23 protein-coding genes are annotated in these 20,195 nt (G+C 72.2%); 10 read left to right on the top strand and 13 right to left on the bottom strand.

Going from position 1 to position 20,195, the window contains the following annotated elements; all coding sequences use genetic code 11:
* Window positions 1–262: 262 nt before the first annotated feature.
* The 4 genes from CCZ36_RS07815 to CCZ36_RS07800 form a co-directional block, all read right to left on the bottom strand.
* Window positions 263–877: a winged helix-turn-helix domain-containing protein gene (locus CCZ36_RS07815; protein WP_069737938.1), complete on the bottom strand. Its 615-nt coding sequence runs from the start codon at window positions 875–877 to the stop codon at window positions 263–265.
* A 410-nt stretch (window positions 878–1,287) separates the two neighbouring features.
* Window positions 1,288–2,322 (bottom strand): glutamine synthetase, encoded by a 1,035-nt coding sequence (gene glnII, locus CCZ36_RS07810; RefSeq protein WP_069742798.1) that lies wholly within the window; start codon window positions 2,320–2,322, stop codon window positions 1,288–1,290.
* 145 nt (window positions 2,323–2,467) lie between these two features.
* On the bottom strand, window positions 2,468–3,613 hold the full coding sequence (locus CCZ36_RS07805; protein WP_128817291.1) for an ARPP-2 domain-containing protein: 1,146 nt from the start codon (window positions 3,611–3,613) through the stop codon (window positions 2,468–2,470).
* A 64-nt stretch (window positions 3,614–3,677) separates the two neighbouring features.
* Complete coding sequence (locus CCZ36_RS07800) at window positions 3,678–5,162, bottom strand: hypothetical protein (protein ID WP_069737935.1); 1,485 nt, start codon at window positions 5,160–5,162, stop codon at window positions 3,678–3,680.
* 263 nt (window positions 5,163–5,425) lie between these two features.
* Between CCZ36_RS07800 and CCZ36_RS07795 the strand changes: the two genes are divergently transcribed.
* The gene (locus CCZ36_RS07795) at window positions 5,426–6,340 is read left to right on the top strand and encodes a Gfo/Idh/MocA family protein (RefSeq protein ID WP_128817289.1); all 915 of its coding nucleotides are present in this window, start codon (window positions 5,426–5,428) and stop codon (window positions 6,338–6,340) included.
* Here the strand turns inward: CCZ36_RS07795 and pdxR are convergent.
* Window positions 6,297–7,859, bottom strand: a complete 1,563-nt coding sequence (gene pdxR, locus CCZ36_RS07790; protein WP_128817287.1) for a MocR-like pyridoxine biosynthesis transcription factor PdxR — start codon at window positions 7,857–7,859, stop codon at window positions 6,297–6,299. The two genes, CCZ36_RS07795 and pdxR, sit on opposite strands and share 44 nt — an antisense overlap.
* Before the next feature lie 50 nt (window positions 7,860–7,909).
* On the opposite strand from pdxR, the gene CCZ36_RS07785 reads away from it, so the two are divergent.
* Window positions 7,910–8,434, top strand: a complete 525-nt coding sequence (locus CCZ36_RS07785; RefSeq protein ID WP_069737932.1) for a carboxymuconolactone decarboxylase family protein — start codon at window positions 7,910–7,912, stop codon at window positions 8,432–8,434.
* A 51-nt stretch (window positions 8,435–8,485) separates the two neighbouring features.
* Here the strand turns inward: CCZ36_RS07785 and CCZ36_RS07780 are convergent, their stop codons facing one another.
* Together CCZ36_RS07780 and CCZ36_RS07775 are read right to left on the bottom strand one after the other, a co-directional pair.
* Window positions 8,486–9,475 (bottom strand): hypothetical protein, encoded by a 990-nt coding sequence (locus CCZ36_RS07780; RefSeq protein ID WP_237302605.1) that lies wholly within the window; start codon window positions 9,473–9,475, stop codon window positions 8,486–8,488.
* A gap of 49 nt (window positions 9,476–9,524) precedes the next feature.
* The gene (locus CCZ36_RS07775; RefSeq protein ID WP_128817285.1) at window positions 9,525–9,890 is read right to left on the bottom strand and encodes an arsenate reductase family protein; all 366 of its coding nucleotides are present in this window, start codon (window positions 9,888–9,890) and stop codon (window positions 9,525–9,527) included.
* Between the two features lie 119 nt (window positions 9,891–10,009).
* On the opposite strand from CCZ36_RS07775, the gene CCZ36_RS07770 reads away from it, so the two are divergent.
* The 3 genes from CCZ36_RS07770 to CCZ36_RS07760 all read left to right on the top strand — a co-directional run bounded on the left by CCZ36_RS07770 (window position 10,010) and on the right by CCZ36_RS07760 (window position 11,532).
* Window positions 10,010–10,315, top strand: a complete 306-nt coding sequence (locus tag CCZ36_RS07770) for a hypothetical protein (protein WP_006123979.1) — start codon at window positions 10,010–10,012, stop codon at window positions 10,313–10,315.
* 133 nt (window positions 10,316–10,448) lie between these two features.
* Window positions 10,449–10,670, top strand: coding sequence for a hypothetical protein (locus tag CCZ36_RS07765; RefSeq protein ID WP_069737930.1), 222 nt, complete (start codon window positions 10,449–10,451; stop codon window positions 10,668–10,670).
* 34 nt (window positions 10,671–10,704) lie between these two features.
* Complete coding sequence (locus tag CCZ36_RS07760) at window positions 10,705–11,532, top strand: M55 family metallopeptidase (protein ID WP_128817283.1); 828 nt, start codon at window positions 10,705–10,707, stop codon at window positions 11,530–11,532.
* Here the strand turns inward: CCZ36_RS07760 and CCZ36_RS07755 are convergent.
* Entirely contained in the window at window positions 11,529–12,041 is a 513-nt protein-coding gene (locus CCZ36_RS07755) for a MarR family winged helix-turn-helix transcriptional regulator (RefSeq protein WP_069737928.1), read from the bottom strand. The two genes, CCZ36_RS07760 and CCZ36_RS07755, sit on opposite strands and share 4 nt — an antisense overlap.
* 87 nt (window positions 12,042–12,128) lie before the next feature.
* Here CCZ36_RS07755 and CCZ36_RS07750 point away from each other — a divergent pair, with 87 nt between their 5' ends.
* The 4 genes from CCZ36_RS07750 (at window position 12,129) to CCZ36_RS07735 (ending at window position 14,205) form a co-directional block, all read left to right on the top strand.
* Window positions 12,129–12,488 carry an HGxxPAAW family protein gene (locus tag CCZ36_RS07750; RefSeq protein ID WP_069737927.1) on the top strand — a complete coding sequence of 120 codons (360 nt, stop codon included), beginning with the start codon at window positions 12,129–12,131 and terminating at the stop codon, window positions 12,486–12,488.
* Window positions 12,485–13,018 carry a chloramphenicol phosphotransferase CPT gene (cpt, locus tag CCZ36_RS07745; protein ID WP_069737926.1) on the top strand — a complete coding sequence of 178 codons (534 nt, stop codon included), beginning with the start codon at window positions 12,485–12,487 and terminating at the stop codon, window positions 13,016–13,018. Before CCZ36_RS07750 ends, cpt begins: the two co-directional genes overlap by 4 nt.
* 38 nt (window positions 13,019–13,056) lie before the next feature.
* A complete protein-coding gene (locus tag CCZ36_RS07740; protein ID WP_069742807.1) occupies window positions 13,057–13,623 on the top strand; it encodes a GNAT family N-acetyltransferase in 567 nt (188 codons plus the stop codon).
* A gap of 192 nt (window positions 13,624–13,815) precedes the next feature.
* On the top strand, window positions 13,816–14,205 hold the full coding sequence (locus CCZ36_RS07735) for a signal peptidase I (RefSeq protein ID WP_069737924.1): 390 nt from the start codon (window positions 13,816–13,818) through the stop codon (window positions 14,203–14,205).
* 266 nt (window positions 14,206–14,471) lie between these two features.
* Here the strand turns inward: CCZ36_RS07735 and glnA are convergent, their stop codons facing one another.
* Window positions 14,472–15,881 carry a type I glutamate--ammonia ligase gene (gene glnA, locus CCZ36_RS07730; RefSeq protein WP_069737923.1) on the bottom strand — a complete coding sequence of 470 codons (1,410 nt, stop codon included), beginning with the start codon at window positions 15,879–15,881 and terminating at the stop codon, window positions 14,472–14,474.
* A gap of 297 nt (window positions 15,882–16,178) precedes the next feature.
* On the opposite strand from glnA, the gene CCZ36_RS07725 reads away from it, so the two are divergent.
* A complete protein-coding gene (locus tag CCZ36_RS07725) occupies window positions 16,179–16,586 on the top strand; it encodes an RDD family protein (protein ID WP_069737922.1) in 408 nt (135 codons plus the stop codon).
* A gap of 101 nt (window positions 16,587–16,687) precedes the next feature.
* Here the strand turns inward: CCZ36_RS07725 and CCZ36_RS07720 are convergent, their stop codons facing one another.
* The 4 genes from CCZ36_RS07720 to lipB all read right to left on the bottom strand — a co-directional run bounded on the left by CCZ36_RS07720 (window position 16,688) and on the right by lipB (window position 20,000).
* Window positions 16,688–17,395 carry a DUF4191 domain-containing protein gene (locus tag CCZ36_RS07720; protein ID WP_006123960.1) on the bottom strand — a complete coding sequence of 236 codons (708 nt, stop codon included), beginning with the start codon at window positions 17,393–17,395 and terminating at the stop codon, window positions 16,688–16,690.
* A gap of 108 nt (window positions 17,396–17,503) precedes the next feature.
* A complete protein-coding gene (locus CCZ36_RS07715; protein ID WP_069737921.1) occupies window positions 17,504–17,704 on the bottom strand; it encodes an SCO2195 family GlnR-regulated protein in 201 nt (66 codons plus the stop codon).
* Between the two features lie 269 nt (window positions 17,705–17,973).
* Complete coding sequence (gene lipA / locus CCZ36_RS07710; protein ID WP_069737920.1) at window positions 17,974–18,951, bottom strand: lipoyl synthase; 978 nt, start codon at window positions 18,949–18,951, stop codon at window positions 17,974–17,976.
* A 239-nt stretch (window positions 18,952–19,190) separates the two neighbouring features.
* Window positions 19,191–20,000: a lipoyl(octanoyl) transferase LipB gene (lipB, locus tag CCZ36_RS07705; RefSeq protein WP_069737919.1), complete on the bottom strand. Its 810-nt coding sequence runs from the start codon at window positions 19,998–20,000 to the stop codon at window positions 19,191–19,193.
* Window positions 20,001–20,195 lie beyond the last annotated feature (195 nt).

Here is a 20,195-nt window from a genome sequence, read left to right as displayed (position 1 = left end):
GGCCGATCCCCGGTCCGGGTGCCAGTCTCACCCGATCCGGCCTCGCAGCGTCAGCCGGTCCACCACCGGACAGGGGTGTACCTGGCAACACCCCCGCACCCGCCCCCTACGCCTCCGCACAGGAGCCAGCAGAGCCGGTGCGCGGCGCCGTACGGGCCCGAGCACACGGGGCGGCCCCGGAGCGCGGTCGACGGGAACCGTGCTCCGGGGCCGCCGGAGGTGCGCTGTGTCGTGCGGCGCTGGGATGGGCCGAACCGGCCTTTCAGGGCGTGTACTTGTACCCGACCCGGCGGACCGTCTGGATCGAGCGGCGGTACTCCGCGCCCAACTTGCGGCGCAGCCGGGCGACATGGACGTCGACGGTGCGCCCGTCGCCCACATGCCCGTAGCCCCACACCGTCGTCACCAACTGGTCGCGGGTATGCACCCGGTGCGGGTGTGCCACCAGATGGGCCAGCAGCTCGAACTCCAGATACGTGAGATCGAGGGCGACCCCGTCGACGGAGGCCGTACGCCGGGTGGTGTCGATCCGCACCGGCCCGGCCGACACCTCCTCGGCGCCTGCGACGGCCCCCGCGTCCGCGGGCTGCCGGTCGGCCGGCACGAGCACCAGGTACCCGATCATCGGCGGCCGGCCCGGCAGCGAGGGCAGGGTGTCCGGCGGGGCCGGCAGCCACGTGGCCCCGGGCGGGAGGAAGCCCGCCACATCGGCCGGGGCCGCGACCTCCTCGCGGTCGACCGCGCGCAGCCGGTGCCGGTTCGGGTGCGCGGGCAGGGGACGGGCGGGGACGGAACGGGCGGTGGGACGGGCCGCAGCGGATGCCGGGGACGCCGAGGTGGCGGCGGACGCGGCGGAGAGAGTACGAGTGTTCGCCATGAGGGTCAGCTCTTTCGCGCGAGAAGTCGTCAGGGACGGACGTTCGTCGTACGCGCGGACCGAAGGCCGGGGTGAGCGGCTTTAGTGGGCCTGCGCGTTCCACGCGCGGCAACACACCCGGTCGAAATCATGGTGCTGACGGGAAGGCCAGAACGGTTCGAGGTCGCTGCGACCCGACGCGATGTACTGGAAGCCGACCATGTGCTCCATTGAAGCAGACATCGCGGCGGTGCATCAGACCCCTCTCGCCCCTCGATACGGGCGCTTCGCGTTACGTTCCTCACGCGGTGCCCGCCGGACCCACGCGGGAGGGGCCCGCGCGCTCACGCGGGAGGGACCCGCGCGCCTGCACGGGAGGGGCCCGCCGGCGAACCGGCGGGCCCCTCACACGTACGCGGTCGGTGTCGGGATCAGACCTGGCCGGCCTTCTCCAGGGCGGTGCAGCAGGTGTCGACGATCAGCCGCGTGACGACGTACGGGTCGACGTTGGCGTTCGGCCGGCGGTCCTCGATGTACCCCTTGCGGTCCTGCTCGACCTGCCACGGGATACGGACCGAGGCGCCGCGGTTGGAGACGCCGTAGCTGTACTCGTTCCACGGGGCGGTCTCGTGCAGACCGGTGAGCCGGTCGTCGATGCCCGCGCCGTAGTTCTTCACGTGGTCCATCGGCTTGGAGCCCTCGCCCAGCGACTCGCACGCGGTGATGATCGCGTCGTAGCCCTCGCGCATCGCCTTGGTGGAGAAGTTGGTGTGCGCGCCCGCGCCGTTCCAGTCGCCCTTGACCGGCTTCGGGTCCAGCGTCGCGGAGACGCTGAAGTCCTCGGCGGTGCGGTAGAGCAGCCAACGGGCAACCCACAGCTGGTCGGAGACTTCCAGCGGGGACAGCGGGCCCACCTGGAACTCCCACTGGCCGGGCATGACCTCGGCGTTGATGCCGGAGATCCCGAGCCCCGCCGCCAGGCAGTTGTCGAGGTGCTTCTCCACGATCTGCCGGCCGAAGATCTCGTCCGCGCCGACCCCGCAGTAGTAGCCGCCCTGTGCGGCCGGGAAACCACCCTCGGGGAAGCCGAGCGGCCGGTGGCCGTCGAAGAAGGTGTACTCCTGCTCGATACCGAAGATCGGGGCCTGGCCCGCGAACTGCTCGGCGACCGGGCGCAGCGCGGCACGCGTGTTGGACTCGTGCGGCGTCATGTCGATGTTGAAGACCTCGCACAGCACGAGGACGTCGTCACCGCCCCGGATCGGGTCGGGACAGGTGAAGACGGGCTTCAGCACCCGGTCGGACGCGTGGCCCTCGGCCTGGTTGGTGCTGGAGCCGTCGAACCCCCAGATGGGTAGATCCGCCACGTCCCCCGACGGCGCGCCGTCCATGATCTTCGTCTTGGAGCGAAGCTTGGCGGTCGGCTCGGTGCCGTCTATCCAGATGTACTCAGCCTTGAACGTCACGGACGCCATCCTTTGCGGGTGCAGCGGTCTATGCAGCGCAGCTTGGCAAGGCGCGATTTCCCGTCCGTTGCCCATGTGTGAACCCCGTGTTACCGAGGTTTCCTGCGGTTTTCCGCGGTGGGCGGGCGGCCTCGGAGGCCGCGTTTCAGAGGCTGCTCCTGAGCAGGGCCGAGAACCCGGCCGCCCGCATCCGGCGCACCAGCTCCTCCCGGCTCGACCCCAGCGCGGCGGCCGCCCGGTCCAGCTGCCAGTCGGCCCCGGCCACGGTCCGCAGCAGATGGCCCCGGCGGATCTGGGCGTCGGAGAGCCGGAACGTCTTGAGGTAGGCGAGCTGCCCCCTGTGATCGGTGATCGTCTCCCCGATGTGCTGTCCGCCCCCGTCCCGGACGAACGGCGGCAGAAAGCGCCACAGGGTGAAGGACTTCATCCGGTACACCCGCTCGAACGCGTACGAGGTGTCCAGCAGCTCCCGGGCGAACAGGGTGTCGTGCGCCTCGGCCCACGCCCGCTCCTGCGCCCGCGCGGCCGACCGCAGCTCGCCCAGGTCCCGGATGTGGTCCGCGCCCCCGATCCGCACCGGAGTGTCGGCCACCGGAGCCCCGTACAGCGCGTACTGGTGCACCAGCTCCCCGTAGAGGTCCTCCACCAGCGAGGCGTGCAGCAGCCGGTAGTCGTCCGGGTGCGGCACCACGAACGCGGCGGCAAGCGCGTCGGAGACGTACACCATCACCCCGCACTGGTCCGGGTGGATCTCGAATATCCGCAGCGCGTCCCCGAGCCCGCGCACCGACCGCCCGAGGTAGGCATCCTCGGCGCGCGGCGAGAGCCCGTCGCGCAAGGCCGTGCGCGACCACTCCTCCCAGGCGGTCGACGGACCGCCGAAGTGCAGCGCGAGATACCCCTCCAGCGCCAGGTGCAGCGGCAGGAACCGCAGCCGGTCGCCGGGCCGCCGCTTGGCCATCCGGTGGTGCGGCACCGGCGGCAGGGGGATGGCCCGGGGCGCGTCGCCGCCACCGAACTGGGTGCCGTACGCGGCCGACTGCCGGCCCGCCCCCGGGCCCCGGCCGCCGTCCTCCTCGCCCGACCAGTCGGCGACCAGCCCGTGCGGGATGTACGAGATGTAGTGGGAGCGGGGGTCCAGCTCGACGATCCCCGCGCCGAGCCCCTCGTACACCTCGCGGTGCAGCCGCAGCCCCTCCACCGACGCCTCGCGGATCAGCGGGACGAGCCGGACACCGCCCCACACCTGCGACGGCCGGGTGGTGAATCCGGTCAGCTCCAGCCGGTTCACGGTGTCACGTCCTCTCCGGGCGCCCGCGCGGTGCGGACGGTCGTCGGTGCCGGCTCCGGCCGCTTCACGAGGCAGCCCCCTCTCCGGTGAACCGGGCCACCTGCCGGTCCAGATACGCGTACAGCTCCGCCGGCCCCGTACGCCCCTCCGCGAACCGGGCGATCTCCACCAGCGCGGGCAGATCCTCCGCGTCCCGGATCCCGGCCGTCGCCACCCCCGCCGCCAGTCGCCGCACGTCGAAACCCTCCGCGTCGTATACGGGGTTGACGTGCACCACCGCCGTACGCCGCCCCGGGTCCAGCCGGTGCCGCCACACCCGCAGCACCTCGCCCGCGAGCCCCGCCGGGGCGTTGTCCCAGCCGTCCGAGACGATCACCAGCCGGTCCGGGGCGGCCCCGTCACCCTCCGGCTCCAGCGCGTCCAGGATCCGCATCCCCAGCGGGGTCGGCCCCCACGGGCGTACGAGCAGCGCGTCGCCCGCCCCCGAGGTCCACAGCCCCCGGTACGCACCCGGCGCGGCCAGTACCTCCAGCAGGTGATGGCAGGCCAGCGCCACGGCGAGCGGCCGACGCCGCTTCTGCCCCGACCCGGACGAGGAGAAGCTGTCGTCCAGCACCGCGTGCACCCGCCCCCAGCTCCCCGCGTGCGCGCCCGCCGCCCGCCGGGCCGCCGCGCGCAGAGCGCCGGTCAGCTCGGCCCGGCGCCCCGCGCGCTCCTCGAAGCCGAGCGACAGCACATACAGCGCGAGCCGCGTCAGCGGCATCACGGTCAGATCGGCATCCGGCCGCCGGTCGCCCACGGTCCGCTGCTCCTGGGTGCGCAGCCGCTCCAGCCGGGTCATCCGTGGCGCGGCCCGCTTCAGGAACACCTCGCGCTTCATCCCGTGCTTGGCGGCGAACCCCTCCGCCACGGTGAACGGCAGCTCGGCCACGGCCCCCTGCTCGTAGTGGGCGCGCCGCCAGGCATCCAGCATCCGATGTTCGTAACGGCGTGCCCGCCCGGGCCGGAACAGGAACGCCCCGACCTCGGCGAGTGGTTCGCCCCCCTCGGGGCAGGGCAGATGGATGTGCCGGGCGACGGTCTTCAGCCCGGCCCGGTACTTCACGGCGTCATGGCCCAGATCCGGCCGGGCCGCCAGCCAGTTACGCATGATGGCCCGGGTGCGCCGGTTGTTGACCTTGGCACGGCGCAGCTCGCCGAAGAGCCGGTAGACGCGCTGCGGCGGCAGCGCCGCCAGCCGGGCCGCGATCAGCCGGCCCTCGGTACGCCGCTCCTCGGGGCTCGCCTCGTCCGCCGTCTCCAGCAGTCGGCGCACGATGAGCGCCGCGTTGTGGTGGTTGATGTCCAGCGCCAGCGAAGCCGCGTACACGCGCCGGTAGTTGACCCGTACGTAGGTGTGCAGGAAGTCCAGGGAGAGCTGCTGGTCGACGGCGCGGGAGCGGAACTCGCGCTGCCCGGTCGCGGTGATCGCCGCGTTCACGAAGAGGAGGACGTCCTCGGCGGCGACGAGGTCCGCGGCGCTGTCGGCGCGGCTGTCGGGCGTGTTCATGGTCGTCCCCCGGGTGGCTGGAGTGCCGACCGGGGAATGGGGGCGCGAACAACGAAATCATCGCTTCACAGGCAAGTCCCGGGAGTCGCGCCGGAGTCCCGCGGCCGGCTCGGGAAACGTAACGGGGCGGGGTGGCTTCGCGCCACCGCATTCGGGGCCGGCGCCCAGTGGGGTCCGGCGATGTTCGAGCCCCGGCGCGGCTCGCGGCCACGCGCGAGGCGGCCCCTGTCCGCTCGCCCGCCGCGCCCGGCACACTGGCACGTATGACGACTGCGGACACCACTCCTCCTCTGCGCATCGGCCTCCTCGGCACCGGCCCCTGGGCCCGCAACACCCAGGCCCCCGCGCTCGCCGCCCACCCCGGCGTCGAGCTGAGCGGAGTGTGGGGCCGCAGGGCCGAGGCGGCGGGCGCGCTCGCCGCCGCCCACGGGACCCGGGCGTACGTCGGTGAGGACGGCATCGACGCGCTCCTGGACGCGAGCGACGCGGTGGCCTTCGCGCTGCCGCCGGACGTCCAGGCCCCGCTCGCGGTCCGGGCGGCGGAGGCGGGCTGCCACCTGCTGATGGACAAGCCGGTCGCCACGACGGTCGCCGGGGCCCGCGCGGTGGCCGAGGCGGCGGAGAAGTCAGGGGTGGCGTCGGTCGTCTTCTGCACGCTGCGCTTCGCGCCCGAGACCGCCGCCTGGATCGCCGAACAGGCAGCGGTGGGCGGCTGGTTCACGGCGCGCGCGCAGTGGCTGGGGTCGCTCTACGCCGCCGGTTCCGCCAGCGAGTACGCGGACTCCCCGTGGCGGCGCGAGAAGGGCGGCCTGTGGGACGTCGGCCCGCACGCGCTCTCCGTGCTGATCCCGGTCCTCGGCGAAGTGGAGCACCTGACGGCCGCCGCGGGACCGGCCGACACCACGCATCTGATCCTGCGCCACGCCTCCGGCGCGTCCAGCACGGTGACCCTCGGGCTGAGCGCCCCGCCCGGCGCGGCGGGCGTCGAGATCGAGTTGCGGGGCGAGCGGGGCACGGCGTCGGTCCCTGGCTGGGCCGGCGCGGAGACCGCGTTCCGGGGTGCGGTGGACGCCCTGGCCGAAGCGGTACGTACGGGAGTGCCGCACGCCTGCGACGCGCGCTTCGGCCTCCACCTCACGGAGCTGCTGGCGGCGGCGGAGGCGCAGGCGCGGGCGTAGCCGCAGGCGGGGCGGCCGGCGGCAGGGAGCGGCACAGCGCGTCGAGCGCCTCCGGGTAGGCGGATTCGGCGGGGGTCGCGTACCCGACGACGAGCCCGTCGCGGTGGGGGACGAGGGAGGCGTCGGCGGCAGGCACGGCACCGGCCCCACCGGCATGGGCGCCGCGGGGGCCACCGGGGCCATGGGGGCCACGGGAGTCTCCGGGTCCACGGGAGGCGTCCTCAGCCCCCGGGTGCAGATAGTCGCCCAGGCCCTCCACCGCGAGCCCCTGCCAGGCCGCCGCCCGGACCACCGACCGCTCGGAGCCGGGCGGCAGCTCCACCACGGCGTGCAGCCCGGCCGCGATCCCGGTGACCCGGACGTGCGGGGCCCGCCGCTCCAGGGCCGCCACCAACTGGTCCCGCCGGCGACGGTGGCGCTGCCGCATCCGGCGTACCTGCCGGTCGTACGCGCCCGACTCGACGAAGTCCGCGAGCGTCAGCTGCTCGGTGGCGCTGGAGAACTGCTCCCGCTCGCCCTTGGCCGCGACGACGGGGGCGACGAGCCGCTGCGGGAGCACCATCCACCCGATCCGGAGGGCGGGGGAGAGGCTCTTGCTCACGGACCCCACCAACACCACATGCTCGGGATCGAGCCCCTGGACGGCCCCCACGGGCTGCCGGTCGTAGCGGAACTCCCCGTCGTAGTCGTCCTCGACGACGAGTCCGCCGGTGGCCCGGGCCCAGTCGACGACGGCCGCCCGCCGCGCGGGGTGCAGCGGCCCGCCGGTGGGGAACTGGTGGGCGGGTGTGAGGAGTACGGCCCGGTCGCGGCGGGTGAGCCCGTCGACCCGGGCGCCGTCCGCGTCCACGCCGAGCGGCCGGGTGCCGACCCCGTGGGAGGCGAGCAGCTCGCGGTGGAAGGGCAGTCCGTACTCCTCCGCCGCCCACGGCCCGCCCACCACCTCCGCGAGGAGCCGCAGCCCGTGCGCGGCGCCCGAACAGAGCACGATGCGATCCGGTGTGGCCCGCACCCCGCGCACCCGGGCGAGATAGCCGGCCAGGGCCCGCCGCAGCTCGGGCCGTCCGTGCGGATCGCCGGGCCCGAACGCGTCGTCGGGGGCGGCGGCCAGCGCACGCCGGGCCGAGGCCAGCCAGGCGGTGCGCGGGAAGACGGAGGGGTCCGGCTGCCCCTGGACCAGGTCGTGGACCGGGCGGGCGACGCGCTCGGGCTGGCGCGGCCGGTGGACCGGGGTCACGGGGGCGGCCCGCTCGGCGACCCGGGTCCCCGAACCCTGCCGGGCCGCCAGCCACCCTTCCGCGACCAGCTCCGCGTACGCGTCGGCGACGGTGTTGCGGGCCAGGCCCAGGTCGGCGGCGAGGGAACGGTAGGGCGGCAGCCGGGTGCCCGGGGCGAGCCGCCCACTGCGCACGGCCTCGCGCAGCGCGTCCATCAGCAAGGCCCGGCGGTTACCGGTGCCGGAGAGTTCCAGGGGCAGATCGCTGCCCAGGATCTCCGCCGAATTGACCCATGAATCCATCACAGAAGTGCACCCCACACCCAGTCGCTTGTCGCCCTAGATTCGTACCCATGACGACGACGGAGATCAAGACGAACGACCGCACCACCGCCGAGGCCACCACCGTCCGGCCCAACCCGACCACGGCGGCCCCCCGGCTGAACTTCGCGAAGGCGGCCCCGAAGGCGTTCCGGGCCGTGATCGGCCTGGACGCGGCGGCCCGCGAGGGCCTGGACCCGGCCCTGGTCGAACTGGTCCAGATCCGCGCCTCGCACCTGAACCGGTGTGCGTACTGCCTGCACATGCACACCACGGACGCGCGCAAGGCGGGCGAGAGCGAGGAGCGGCTGCACATGGTCGCGGTGTGGCAGGAGGCGGACCACTTCTTCACGGACCGGGAGCGGTCCGCCCTGGCGCTGACGGACGCGGTCACCCGGATCGGCGACGCCGGGGTGCCGGACGAGGTCTACGACCGGGCGGCGGCGCACTTCACCGAGGAGGAGCTGGCCCACCTGCTGGCCCTGATCTTCACGATCAACACCTGGAACCGCATCGCCCTGTCCACGGCCAAGCGAGCGGGCACGGACGAACGCTGAGACGGCGGCCCGGCCCACGCCCGGGGGCTCACATCAGCCGGGCCCGGGGGCTCACATCAGCCGGGTCCGGAGCTCCAGCCAGGCCTCCACCTCGGCCCGCAGCGCACGGTCCCGTACTCGGGGCAGCAGCTCCCCGGCCGCGAGGGTGAGCCGCTTGGCGGCCCGGGAGGCGTTGACCGCCGCCAGGTTCTCCCGTGTGTACGGAGTCGACTCCCGGGTCGCCACGTCCGCCCGGGACACCGGGACGGCGTCCAGGCAGGCCCGTACGGCCGCATCCGGTTCGAGCAGCCCGTACCGCACGGTCTCGCAGACGGCGTCCGTACGGTCGAGGACTCCGACGAGCTCGCACGCGTCGAGCAGCCAGAGCCCCAACTCCTGCCAGACAGAACGATCGTGACCGAATCTCTGTGCACCCTCGCCCGGCAGGAGCTGCCTGCACGAGGTCCACAGGAACCACCACCAGCGCGCCGCCGCGTCCGCCTCGTCGGGCTGCCGCCGCCGCGCCCAGGCCTCCCGCTCCGCCGCGCCGAGCCCGGCCAGATGCCGGACCCGGTCGCGTCCGGCCTCCCGGGGCCAGGGCGACGGCTCCCCGCGAGGGCCGGGCGCGAACCAGGCGGGTGCCGTCAATGCCAGCACCTGGCCGCTCTCCTCGTCGACCAGTACCCCCACCCGGCTGTCCGCCCGGACGAAGCGCCGGCATCCGACCCCGTCGGGCGCGACCTCCACGAGCGGGAAGCCGGCCCGGTCCAGGTCCGCGGCGAGCTCGTCGACCGGCAACGGGACGTCGAGCCGGTGGGTCTGCACGGTGATGCAGAAGCCGCGCAGGCCGTCACCTTCCCGCTCCCACGCGACCTCCACCAGGTCGTAGCAGCGCAGCAACTGCCCCAGCCCGGTACGGCTTTCGACGAACCCGTCGCCGAGAAGCGCGGTCACCTCGGCCGGCGTACTCGTGGCGTCGGCACCACGCACGGCACCGGTGACGACGAAGTCGGTGAAGAACGCCATCCCGGCGGAGACCTGGCGGTTCGTCAACGGACCCACGCACGCAGGCACCCCGCCTTCCGGTATCCCGCCCTCCGGCACGCCGTTCTCAGGCACCCCGCCCCAGCGCGTCCCGCACGGCCTCCTCGCTCCGCGCGACCACGGCCGTGCCGTCATCGGCGGTGATGATCGGCCGCTGGATCAGCTTGGGATGCTCGGACAGGGCGACGATCCACCGCTCCCGCGAACCGGCGTCGCGAGGCCACTCCTTGAGCCCCAGCTCCTTCGCCACCGCCTCCTGCGTCCGCGTGATGTCCCACGGCTCCAGACCGAGCCGGTCCAGCACGGCCCGGATCTCCTCGGGCGAGGGCACGTCCTCCAGGTAGCGGCGGACGGTGTAATCGGCCCCCTCGGCGTCCAGCAGAGACACCGCGCCGCGGCACTTGGAACAGGCGGGATTGATCCAGATCTCCATGGGGCCAAGGGTACGCGAGGGACTGCCGAAAGCGCCTCTGGCCAGGGGCGATTGTCAGTGGGGGGCAGTAAAATGGAGGGAGTTCGTGAGGGTTCCACCACGCTGCCAGGAGGATGCCGATGGCCGTCGCCACAGCCACGACCGAGCCGCTCGACCGACAGCTCCCGATGCCCTTCCACCCGCCGCTCCCCGCGCCGCCCGCGAAGAAGCGGCTGCCCGCGGGCCGCCCCCGCGAGTGGTATGTCTCCCACAACCGCCGCCTCAAGGCCATGCGCCTCGCCATCGCCCTGCTCGACAGCGGGGTCTACCAGCCCTCCAGCGCCGGCAACCACCGGATACGGATCACCGCCGAGCGCATGGGCATCCACCCGCCGTCCGACACCACCTGCCGCATGGTTCGCGCCCTGATCCGCTACGGCCGCTGACCGAACAGACCGCCGCCCCGACCACTGCCCCCGGACCGCCGAGCGACGAGTCCGGGGGCACCCGGCTGCCGGGCTCCACCCGTACGGGACCATGGCTCCGACCGCACAAGGGCACGGGGGAAGGGGCATCACCATGGCTGCCGATCTGTGGACCTCGGTCGTCTCGCTCGCGGGCGTGGCGCTGGGCGGTGGCCTGACGGCTCTCGCCCAGCGCGCCACGCAACGCTCGGCGGAACGCGCGGAGGAGAACGCCGCCGTGTGGCGCGACATCGGGGACGTCGAGGTCAACGAGCACCTGGAGGAGGCCAAGACGGCGTTCATGAACGCGGCCCGGGCGAGCCTCGCGGGCGCCTGACCGGCAGAACGACGCCAGGTAGGATCCCAGCCCCATGAAGGCACTCATCTCGGTCGACATGGAAGGCGTCTCGGGGATCGTCCACTCCTCCGAGACGAACCCCGAGCGCTACGACTACCAGCGCGGCCGGGAGCTGATGACGGCCGACGCGAACGCGGTGATCGCGGGTGTCCTGGACGCCGAGCCCACGGCCGACGTCCTGGTGGCGGACGCGCACGGCACCTTCCGCAACCTCCTGCCGGAGCGACTCGACCGCCGCGCCCGCCTGGTCCGGGGCAAGCCGCGCGCGCTGAACATGCTCGCCGGGCTCGACGAGGAGACCGACGCGGCGCTGTTCGTCGGCTACCACGTCCGCGCGGGCGAAGGCCCGGGCGTTCTGGCGCACACGATGAACGGCGAGATCCTCGACGTACGGGTGGCGGGCCGCTCGCTGGGCGAGATCGGGCTCAACGCCGCCATGGCCGGCCACCTGGGCGTACCGGTCGTCCTGCTCAGCGGCGACGACGCGGCCTGCGCCGAGATGACCGATCTGGCCCCCGGGACGGTCACGGTCCCGGTCAAGGAGGCCCTGGGCATGGCGGCGGCGGTGACCCTGCACCCGGAGGAGGCCCAGGACAGGCTGCGCCGGGCGGCGGCGGACGCGGTGACCCGCCGCACGGAGATCCCGCCCCTGGCCCTCACCGGTCCGCTGGACGTGGAGGTCGACCTCGCGAGCCCGCACACCATCGACCTGGCGATGCTCGTGCCGGGCGTCTCGCGCGCGGCGGGCGCCCGTACGGTCGCCTTCACGGCCCCCGACTACGGGACGGCGTACCGCCTGACCCTGCTGCTCGCGCAGCTGGCCACGATCAGGCCCGCCTAAGAGGCGTCCGTACCGCCGCGCACCTCGTCCAACGAGATGCGCATGATCTCGGCGGCCCGCTCGAACCAGTCGGAGAGGACGGCGATCTCGTCCGGTCCGTAATCGGCGAACAGGGCGGCGAACCGCTGGTAGTTGGGGCCGTACACCTCGAAGAGCCGGGCGGCGGCGGTCTCGTCGGCGACCACCCGGACCCGTCGGCGGTCGGCCGGGTCGCTCTCCCGGCGTACGTAGCCGGCGCGTTCCAGCCGGGTGATGACGCCCGTGATGGCGCCGGTGGTCAGGTTGCTGCGCCGGGCCAGCTCACCGGCGGTCGCGGCCGTCCCCGTGCCCTCGGCCTCCAGGACGAACCCCAGACAGGTCAGATCGGTGATGTTGAGCCCGAGCCGGCCCGCGATGTCGTGCTGGGCGACGATGCCCAGCGCCATCAGCCGGTCCATCCGGGCATGCGCCTGCTCCGGGGTGGCGCTCGGCCGGTCCGGGGCGGCGTCCGGCCGTGAATTGCCGTCCACGCAGAAATTCCCTTAGCATCTAAGTAACTTAGTTCGTGAGATAAAGTGTCTCTCGATCAGCCTACTGTCCGCTTTCCGGGGAGAGTCATGAGTGCACACGGCCACGTCGACCTGGGCCACACGGCCGCCGGTTGGGCGGGTACAACGGTCGCGGTCATCGGCCTGACGCTCACGGGCGTCGCCGTGACCACGGTCTCCGCGCCCCTGGCGCTCGCGGGCGCCGCCGTCACGCTCGGCGCGGGCGCGCTGACCTGGCTCCTCCACCTCGCCGGCTGGGGCAAGCCGAGCGGCCCTCGCCCCGAGAGCGAGTGGCCCTGGAGGGTGCGGGACACCGCCGCCCGACCGGGGCACCCGGGCTGTCTGGGCTGCCGACTGGCCGGACGTGGCGCCCGGCGGCCCGAAAACACGTCGAAGACCGCACGCGTTGCCTCTACCGTGTCCGGGTGACAACCCAGGTGATCGTGCTGAACGGCGGCTCCAGCTCCGGCAAGTCCGGCATCGCCCGCTGCCTCCAGGCGGAGCTGCCGACCCCGTGGCTCGCCGCCGCGATCGACACCTTCGTGGACTCCCTGCCCGCGTCCCTGAGGTCGGCGGGCGAAGGCATCGAGTTCGCGGCGGACGGCGGGGTGGCCATCGGCGAGGAGTTCCGGAGACTGGAGACGGCGTGGCGCGAGGGCGTGGCCGCGACGGTCCGGGCGGGCGCGAAGGTGATCATCGACGACGTGTTCCTCGGCGGCCCGGCCTCCCAGGAACCGTGGCGGAAGGCGCTGACGGGCCTGAACGTCCTGTGGGTGGGCGTCCACTGCGAGGGTGCGGTCGCGGAGGCCCGCGAGATCGCGCGGGGTGACCGCCCGCGAGGCATGGCGGCGGCACAGGCGGAGAAGGTGCACCGAGGGGTGTCGTACGACGTGGAAGTGGACACGACACACATGGAGTCCCTGGCCTGCGCGAGGACGATCAAGCTCCACGTAACCTGACCGACCGACCTGCCCCCTCACCATCCGGCTGGAGCGAGATGACCGACCTGTGGACCGGCGAGAGAGTACGCCTGCGAGGCATCGAACCGCAGGACTGGGAGGGCTTCCGGGCCCTGGCCCTGCACACCGTGGACGCCCGCAACGCCGATGTCGTCGAGCCCCCGCGCTCGGACGAGAGCTTCCGCGCCTGGGCCACCGAGCGCGCCGGCCGCACCCCGAACGCGTCCTCGTACCAACTGGTCATCGAGACCCGCTTCGAGCACGCCTTCGTCGGCGCGGTGTCGGTCGGCGAGACGGACACCCGGGCGGGCCGCTTCCGTACGGGCATCGAGGTCACCCGCGAACACCGCCGCCAGGGCTACGCCTTCGAGGCCACGGAACTGATCCTCACCTACATGTTCGCCGAACAGCGCTGCCACAAGTGCGAGGTGGAGGTCTACGCCTTCAACGACGCCTCCCTGGCCCTCTACCGCAAACTCGGCTTCGTGGAGGAGGGCCGCCTGCGCCAGCACGAGTACTTCGCGGGCGCGTACCACGACGTGGTCCTGCTGGGCATCACGGCGGACGAGTACTGGGCGGGACGGGCACGGCCTCTGCTGCGGTGAGGACTTCCGGGTGGACCGTGTGAACGTACGGAGGCGGAGCTGCCGATGCGTCGGACCGGCCCGCCCGAAAGCGGAGTGCGCCATCGTGCGCGAGGCCGACTCCGTCCACGTCTTCTGCGGCAGGGGTCTGCGGGAGGCGTGGAACGTCGATACCGCGCCACCGCACGATCTGCGCTGCTAGCGTTCCCCCACGTGAACGACAGCGTGTACGTAGGCAACGCGGGCAAGGACGCGGCACTGGACCGAGGATGGCTCCTCGGGCATTTCAAGGACGCCGACGACCCGCGCCACAGCGAGGCCGTGGAGATCAAATGGGGCGTCCACCCGCGCGCCGACAGACGATCGCAGTGGGTGAGGGGCGAGGAGCGCACGGCTCTGCTGGTTCTCATCAGCGGCCGCTTCCGCGTCGAACTGCCGGGCCGCGACGTCCTGCTGGAGGAGCAGGGCGACTACGTCGTGTGGGGGCGGGGAGTCGATCACTCATGGTTCGCGGAGGAGGAGTCGGTGGTCCTGACGGTCCGCTGGCCGTCCGTGCCGGGCTATGCGGTGTCGGCGAAGGATGTGGAGGACGGGGAGCTCTGACGCGCGGCCGACTCTCATGGCGGACATTCTCCGGCCTCAGGCTCTTCGCGCTCCTGCCCCGGCCCGGCCGAGCGAGGAATCGTCGCGCAAGGCGCTGAACTCCTCGCCGTAGCAGGCCATTCCGCGTGCCATCGGGAGATGCGCGACGTGGACGGGGTCGGCGACGGGGCAGAAGACGCACGCGGGCGCTTCGGTCTACGGAACGGCCGTCGGCCGCGCCCCCGGAGGGACACGGCCGACGGCTCGCGGTCAGGGCGACCTGTGGTTTAGATGTCGAAGTACAGCTCGAACTCGTGCGGGTGCGGCCGCAGCTGGATCGGAGCGATCTCGTTCGTGCGCTTGTAGTCGATCCAGGTCTCGATCAGGTCCGACGTGAAGACACCCCCCGCCTGGAGGTACTCGTTGTCCGCCTCCAGGGCGTCGAGCACGGCCGGGAGGGAGGTCGGGACCTGCTGGACGTTGGCGTGCTCCTCGGGAGCCAGCTCGTAGAGGTCCTTGTCGATCGGCTCGGCCGGCTCGATCTTGTTCTTCACGCCGTCCAGGCCCGCCATCAGCAGCGCGGAGAACGCGAGGTACGGGTTGGAGGACGGGTCCGGGGCGCGGAACTCGACGCGCTTGGCCTTCGGGTTCGAGCCGGTGATCGGGATGCGCATCGCGGCGGAGCGGTTGCGCTGCGAGTACACCATGTTGACCGGGGCCTCGAAGCCGGGGACCAGGCGGTGGTAGGAGTTCACCGTCGGGTTGGTGAAGGCCAGCAGCGACGGGGCGTGCTTGAGGATGCCGCCGATGTAGTAGCGGGCCATGTCCGACAGGCCGGCGTAACCCTGCTCGTCGTAGAAGAGCGGCGAGCCGCCCTGCCACAGCGACTGGTGCACGTGCATGCCCGAGCCGTTGTCGCCGAAGATCGGCTTCGGCATGAAGGTCGCGGTCTTGCCGTTGCGCCAGGCGACGTTCTTCACGATGTACTTGAAGAGCATCAGGTCGTCGGCCGCGGCGAGCAGCGTGTTGAACTTGTAGTTGATCTCCGCCTGGCCGGCCGTGCCGACCTCGTGGTGCTGGCGCTCGACCTGGAGGCCGTTCTTGTCCAGCTCCAGGGAGATCTCGGCCCGCAGGTCGGCGAAGTGGTCCACCGGCGGGGCCGGGAAATAGCCGCCCTTGTAGCGGACCTTGTAACCCCGGTTGTTCTCCAGCGCACCGGTGTTCCAGGCGCCCGCCTCGGAGTCGATGTGGTAGAAGCTCTCGTTCGCCGACGTCTGGAAGCGGACGTTGTCGAAGACGTAGAACTCGGCCTCCGGGCCGAAGTACGCGGTGTCCGCGATGCCGGTCGAGGCGAGATAGGCCTCGGCCTTCTTGGCGATGTTGCGCGGGTCACGGCTGTACTGCTCGCCCGTGATCGGGTCGTGGATGAAGAAGTTGATGTTGATCGTCTTGTCGCGGCGGAAGGGGTCCACCCGAGCCGTCGACAGGTCCGCGCGCAGCGCCATGTCCGACTCGTGGATGGCCTGGAAGCCGCGGATCGACGAACCGTCGAAGGCCAGTTCCTCGGCCGGGTCGAAGGTCGCAGCCGGGATCGTGAAGTGCTGCATCACCCCGGGCAGGTCGCAGAACCGGACATCGATGAACTTGACGTCGTTGTCCGCTACGTACTTCTGCACTTCGTCGGCGTTCTGGAACATCCAACTCCTCCTCCTCCCGACCCGGGAGGGGCGGGGGTTGTGTAGCTCGTGGTGCGGCCAGTGCGGTGGCGCACGCTGGACCCGACCATAGGCAGACTCGATTTCTCAAGCGTGACCCATTTGTTTCGCCCAAGTTAACCGGGGCGGTGGTGGGCGGCATCTCAGCGGCGGTCTCCGCGCGGCTGTTTCCGTGCCCCGCCCGGCCGGGCCCAAACCCGGGCGCAGTACCGTGGACGGGTGGACAACAGGCAAGCAATCGGATCGTGGCTCTCGGGGCCCCGCGCGGCCGCCGAGGAGATGGGCGCCGACTTCGGCCACCGGGGCAAGGGCCTCGGGCTGCCCGAGGAGGGGCCCGGCTCGATCGCGCCGCTCGGCCGGCGCTTCGGAGCCATCTTCATCGACTGGACCCTTTGCATGCTGATCGCATACGGGCTGTTCGCTCGCGGTGACCAGCAGGCGGCGGGCAACTGGGCGCTCGGGATCTTCCTCGTGATGAGTCTGCTGACCGTCGGCACCATCGGCTGCACCCCGGGGAAGCGGCTGCTGGGCGTGCGCGTGGTCGCCGACGACGGCGGGCGGCTCGGGTTCGTGCGGGTGGCCGTGCGGACCGTGCTGCTCCTGCTCGTCATCCCCGCGCTGGTCTGGGACCGCGACGGGCGCGGGCTGCACGACCGGCTGTCGCGCTCCGTTCAGGTCCGGATGTGACCTCGACAGTACGGATCGTACGGACATGAGAAACGGGGCGGCCCCGGACCGGTGAAAGGTCCCGGGGCCGCCCCGTCGTGTACGTACGTCGGCCGCCGCCGTCAGCGCATCTTTCCGCCGCGCGGCATCCGCATGCCCTTCGGCATCGGGCCCTTCGGCAGCGGCATGTTGCTCATGAGGTCGCCCATCGCGCGCAGCCGGTCGTTGGTGGTGGTCACCTGCGGGCCGGTCAGGACGCGGGGGAGCTTCAGCATCTTGGTGCGGACCTTCTTCAGGGGCACCTGGCCCTCGCCGTTGCCGACGATGATGTCGTGCACCGGCACGTCCACCACGATGCGGGCCATCTTCTTCTTCTCGGCCGCCAGCAGGCCCTTCACCCGGTTCGGGTTGCCCTCGGCCACCAGCACGATGCCGGCCTTGCCGACCGCCCGGTGGACGACGTCCTGGCTGCGGTTCATCGCCACCGCGGGGGTGGTCGTCCAGCCGCGTCCGATCCGGTCCAGGACGGCGGCCGCCGCTCCGGGCTGGCCCTCCATCTGGCCGAAGGCCGCCCGCTCGGCGCGTCGGCCGAAGACGATCGCCATCGCGAGGACGGCCAGGACGAAGCCCAGGATGCCCAGATAGACCGGGTGGCCGATCGCGAAGCCGATGCCGAGGAGGACACCGAACGTGACGATTCCGACACCCGCGACGACAAGACCGATCTTGCTGTCGGTCCGCCTGGTCATCTTGTAGGTCAGGGCGATCTGCTTGAGTCGCCCCGCGTTCTCGGCGCTGTCCGCGCCTTCAGTTTTTGCCTTCCTCGCCATGTACTGAAGTTTACGTGGCGGGGGAGCGACCCAGGAACGTGGGAGCGGTCCGGGAACGCGGGAGCGGTCCGGGTACGCGGCGAGCGGCCCCGGGGCGGGGGAGCCGGCCTAGGAGCGGTGGTCGGCCACCGCGTCCAGGACGTGCTGGGACTCCACCCGGTCCTTGGCGCGGCGGCGGTCCTCCAGGACGGCCGTCCAGGCGTTGCGGCGTGCGGTGCGCTGGCCGCCGCTCAGCAGCAGCGACTCGACGGCGCGCAGGGCGGTGGTGACGGACGGAAGGGCGTGGGCGCGGACCGGTGCGGCCTGCATCGTGGTGTTCCCCCTCGGAATGGGCGCGCCCGGTGGCGCGGAAGAGTGCGGGAAGCGGTGACGGCGGCGGCTGCTGGGGTCGCTGCCGCACGTGCACCCAGGGTCACTGCTCGGTGTTACCAGCGCGTGACCGGGTGGTCAAACACCAATGAAGCCCTGATTCCGGTGGAGCGCACGCCGAAGCGGTCCGTACGCGTCCCTCACCTGCGGGGAGCGCACGGACCGCTTCGGTCATGCGGCGGGGGCGTGGTGGTCGCTCGTGAGCGGATTCACACGGCCGGCGCGGCCTGGACGGTCCCGGCGGCGACACCGCGGGCGTCCATCGCCTGCTGGAAGAGACGCCCCGCGCGGTACGAGGACCGCACCAGCGGACCCGACATCACGCCGGAGTAGCCGATCGCGTCGGCCTCGTCCTTCAGCTCGACGAACTCGTGCGGCTTCACCCAGCGCTCGACCGGGTGGTGCCGTACGGAGGGGCGCAGGTACTGCGTGATCGTGATGAGCTCGCAACCCGCGTCGTACAGGTCCTGGAGCGCCTCGCTGACTTCCTCGCGGGTCTCCCCCATGCCGAGGATCAGGTTCGACTTGGTCACCAGACCGGCCTCGCGGGCCCGGGTGATGACCTCCAGGGAGCGCTCGTAACGGAAACCGGGGCGGATCCGCTTGAAGATCCGCGGCACCGTCTCCACATTGTGCGCGAGCACCTCGGGGCGCGAGGAGAAGACCTCGGCGAGCTGCTCGGGCTCCGCGTTGAAGTCGGGGATCAGCAGCTCGACCTTGGTCGCGCCGGCCTCCCGCTCCGCGGTGAGCGTGTGGATCTGGCGGACGGTCTCCGCGTACAGCCAGGCACCGCCGTCCTCCAGGTCGTCGCGGGCGACGCCGGTGATGGTGGCGTAGTTCAGGTCCATCGTGACGACGGACTCGCCGACGCGGCGGGGCTCGTCACGGTCCAGCGCCTGCGGCTTGCCCGTGTCGATCTGGCAGAAGTCGCAGCGCCGGGTGCACTGGTCGCCGCCGATGAGGAAGGTGGCCTCGCGGTCCTCCCAGCACTCGAAGATGTTGGGACAGCCCGCCTCCTGGCAGACCGTGTGCAGCCCCTCACCCTTCACCAGCTGCTGGAGCTGCTTGTACTCGGGGCCCATCTTCGCCCGCGTTTTGATCCACTCGGGCTTGCGCTCGATGGGGGTCTGGCTGTTCCGGACCTCCAGGCGCAGCATCTTGCGCCCGTCGGGTGCGACAGCGGACACTCCGGCTCCCCTTTGCTCTCTGCTGCGTTGGATTCGCGTCGGGTTCGCGTGGGATGCGCGAGCGATGCGCGAGGGATTCACTTTGGATTCTTCGGCGAACACCAGGGTACGCCCCTACATCGAACGGCCTTACGTCTGGCCAACCTGCGGCCGACGGGGCCTATTCCCCGGCCGATGGCGATGGCCGGGCTACTGGTCGGTACGGCCCGTGGGTCCCGGGCCGGTGCGGCCGTGGCCCCTCAGGCCGGGACCGAGGTCTGCGGCCGCTCGATCTCGCGCGGTGCGAGATCCGCGTTCTCCAGGATGTCCCGCAGGTGCCCCTCGACGACCGGCAGCACCTCCTCGATCGTGATCTCCCGGCCCAGCTCGCCCGAGAGGGACGTGACCCCGGCGTCCCGGATGCCACACGGGACGATCCGGTCGAACCAGGTGTTGTCCGGGTTCACGTTGAGCGCGAAGCCGTGCATCGTGACGCCCTTGGCGACCCGGATGCCGATCGCGGCCAGCTTGCGGTCCTCGCGGCGCTGGCCCGCGTTGGACGGGGCGTACTCCGGGCCGTTCAGCCGGGGGTCGAACTCCTCGTCCTGGAGCCTCGGGTCGAAGTCCAGCGACAGCCCGCCCAGCGCCTGGCGCTGCTCCACCGGATCGCCGAGCACCCACACCCCGCTGCGGCCCTCCACCCGGGAGGTCTCCACGCCGAAGTCGGCGGCCGTGCGGATCAGCGCGTCCTCCAGCCGGCGCACATGCGCGACGACGTCGACCGGGCGGGGCAGCTTCTGGATCGGGTAGCCGACGAGCTGGCCCGGCCCGTGCCAGGTGATCTTCCCGCCCCGGTCCACGTCGATGACGGGAGTGCCGTCCAGCGGACGCTCGTTGTCCGCCGTGCGGCGACCCGCGGTGTAGACGGGCGGGTGTTCCAGGAGCAGACAGGTGTCCGGCACCCGGTCCTCGAACCGGTCCGCGTGCACCTCGCGCTGCTTCTGCCAGGCCTCCGTGTACTCGACGGCCTGTTCGCCGAAGCCCAGACGGACGAACCGCAGCTCGCTCACCGATGCCTCCCTCTATGGGCCCCGCAGGCCCGGAGGGGTGTCCCCGGGGTGACGGTGCCCTGCACTGATCGCGCCCGCATCCACTGTACGACCGTCGCCCGAATGGCCCCCCGGCAGGTGGAACGGCCGCCCCACGGGCCCACCGGGCGTGCACTCATGTGTCGGGCGTTTCCGTCAGCTCCGTCCGGAATCCTC

This window comes from Streptomyces sp. S063 (assembly GCF_002832675.1).
In the GTDB taxonomy this organism is placed as follows: Bacteria; Actinomycetota; Actinomycetes; order Streptomycetales; family Streptomycetaceae; genus Streptomyces; species Streptomyces sindenensis.
This window is presented reverse-complemented; position numbering and strand designations above follow the sequence as displayed.

Coding starts and splice junctions, on each gene's coding strand:
- CCZ36_RS07815 (WP_069737938.1), bottom strand. CDS start 877: ATGGCGAACACTCGTACTCTCTCCGCCGCGTCCGCCGCCACCTCGGCG.
- CCZ36_RS07800 (WP_069737935.1), bottom strand. CDS start 5,162: ATGAACACGCCCGACAGCCGCGCCGACAGCGCCGCGGACCTCGTCGCC.
- CCZ36_RS07795 (WP_128817289.1), top strand. CDS start 5,426: ATGACGACTGCGGACACCACTCCTCCTCTGCGCATCGGCCTCCTCGGC.
- pdxR (WP_128817287.1), bottom strand. CDS start 7,859: ATGGATTCATGGGTCAATTCGGCGGAGATCCTGGGCAGCGATCTGCCC.
- CCZ36_RS07785 (WP_069737932.1), top strand. CDS start 7,910: ATGACGACGACGGAGATCAAGACGAACGACCGCACCACCGCCGAGGCC.
- CCZ36_RS07775 (WP_128817285.1), bottom strand. CDS start 9,890: ATGGAGATCTGGATCAATCCCGCCTGTTCCAAGTGCCGCGGCGCGGTG.
- CCZ36_RS07770 (WP_006123979.1), top strand. CDS start 10,010: ATGGCCGTCGCCACAGCCACGACCGAGCCGCTCGACCGACAGCTCCCG.
- CCZ36_RS07765 (WP_069737930.1), top strand. CDS start 10,449: ATGGCTGCCGATCTGTGGACCTCGGTCGTCTCGCTCGCGGGCGTGGCG.
- CCZ36_RS07760 (WP_128817283.1), top strand. CDS start 10,705: ATGAAGGCACTCATCTCGGTCGACATGGAAGGCGTCTCGGGGATCGTC.
- CCZ36_RS07750 (WP_069737927.1), top strand. CDS start 12,129: ATGAGTGCACACGGCCACGTCGACCTGGGCCACACGGCCGCCGGTTGG.
- CCZ36_RS07740 (WP_069742807.1), top strand. CDS start 13,057: ATGACCGACCTGTGGACCGGCGAGAGAGTACGCCTGCGAGGCATCGAA.
- glnA (WP_069737923.1), bottom strand. CDS start 15,881: ATGTTCCAGAACGCCGACGAAGTGCAGAAGTACGTAGCGGACAACGAC.
- CCZ36_RS07725 (WP_069737922.1), top strand. CDS start 16,179: ATGGGCGCCGACTTCGGCCACCGGGGCAAGGGCCTCGGGCTGCCCGAG.
- CCZ36_RS07720 (WP_006123960.1), bottom strand. CDS start 17,395: ATGGCGAGGAAGGCAAAAACTGAAGGCGCGGACAGCGCCGAGAACGCG.
- CCZ36_RS07715 (WP_069737921.1), bottom strand. CDS start 17,704: ATGCAGGCCGCACCGGTCCGCGCCCACGCCCTTCCGTCCGTCACCACC.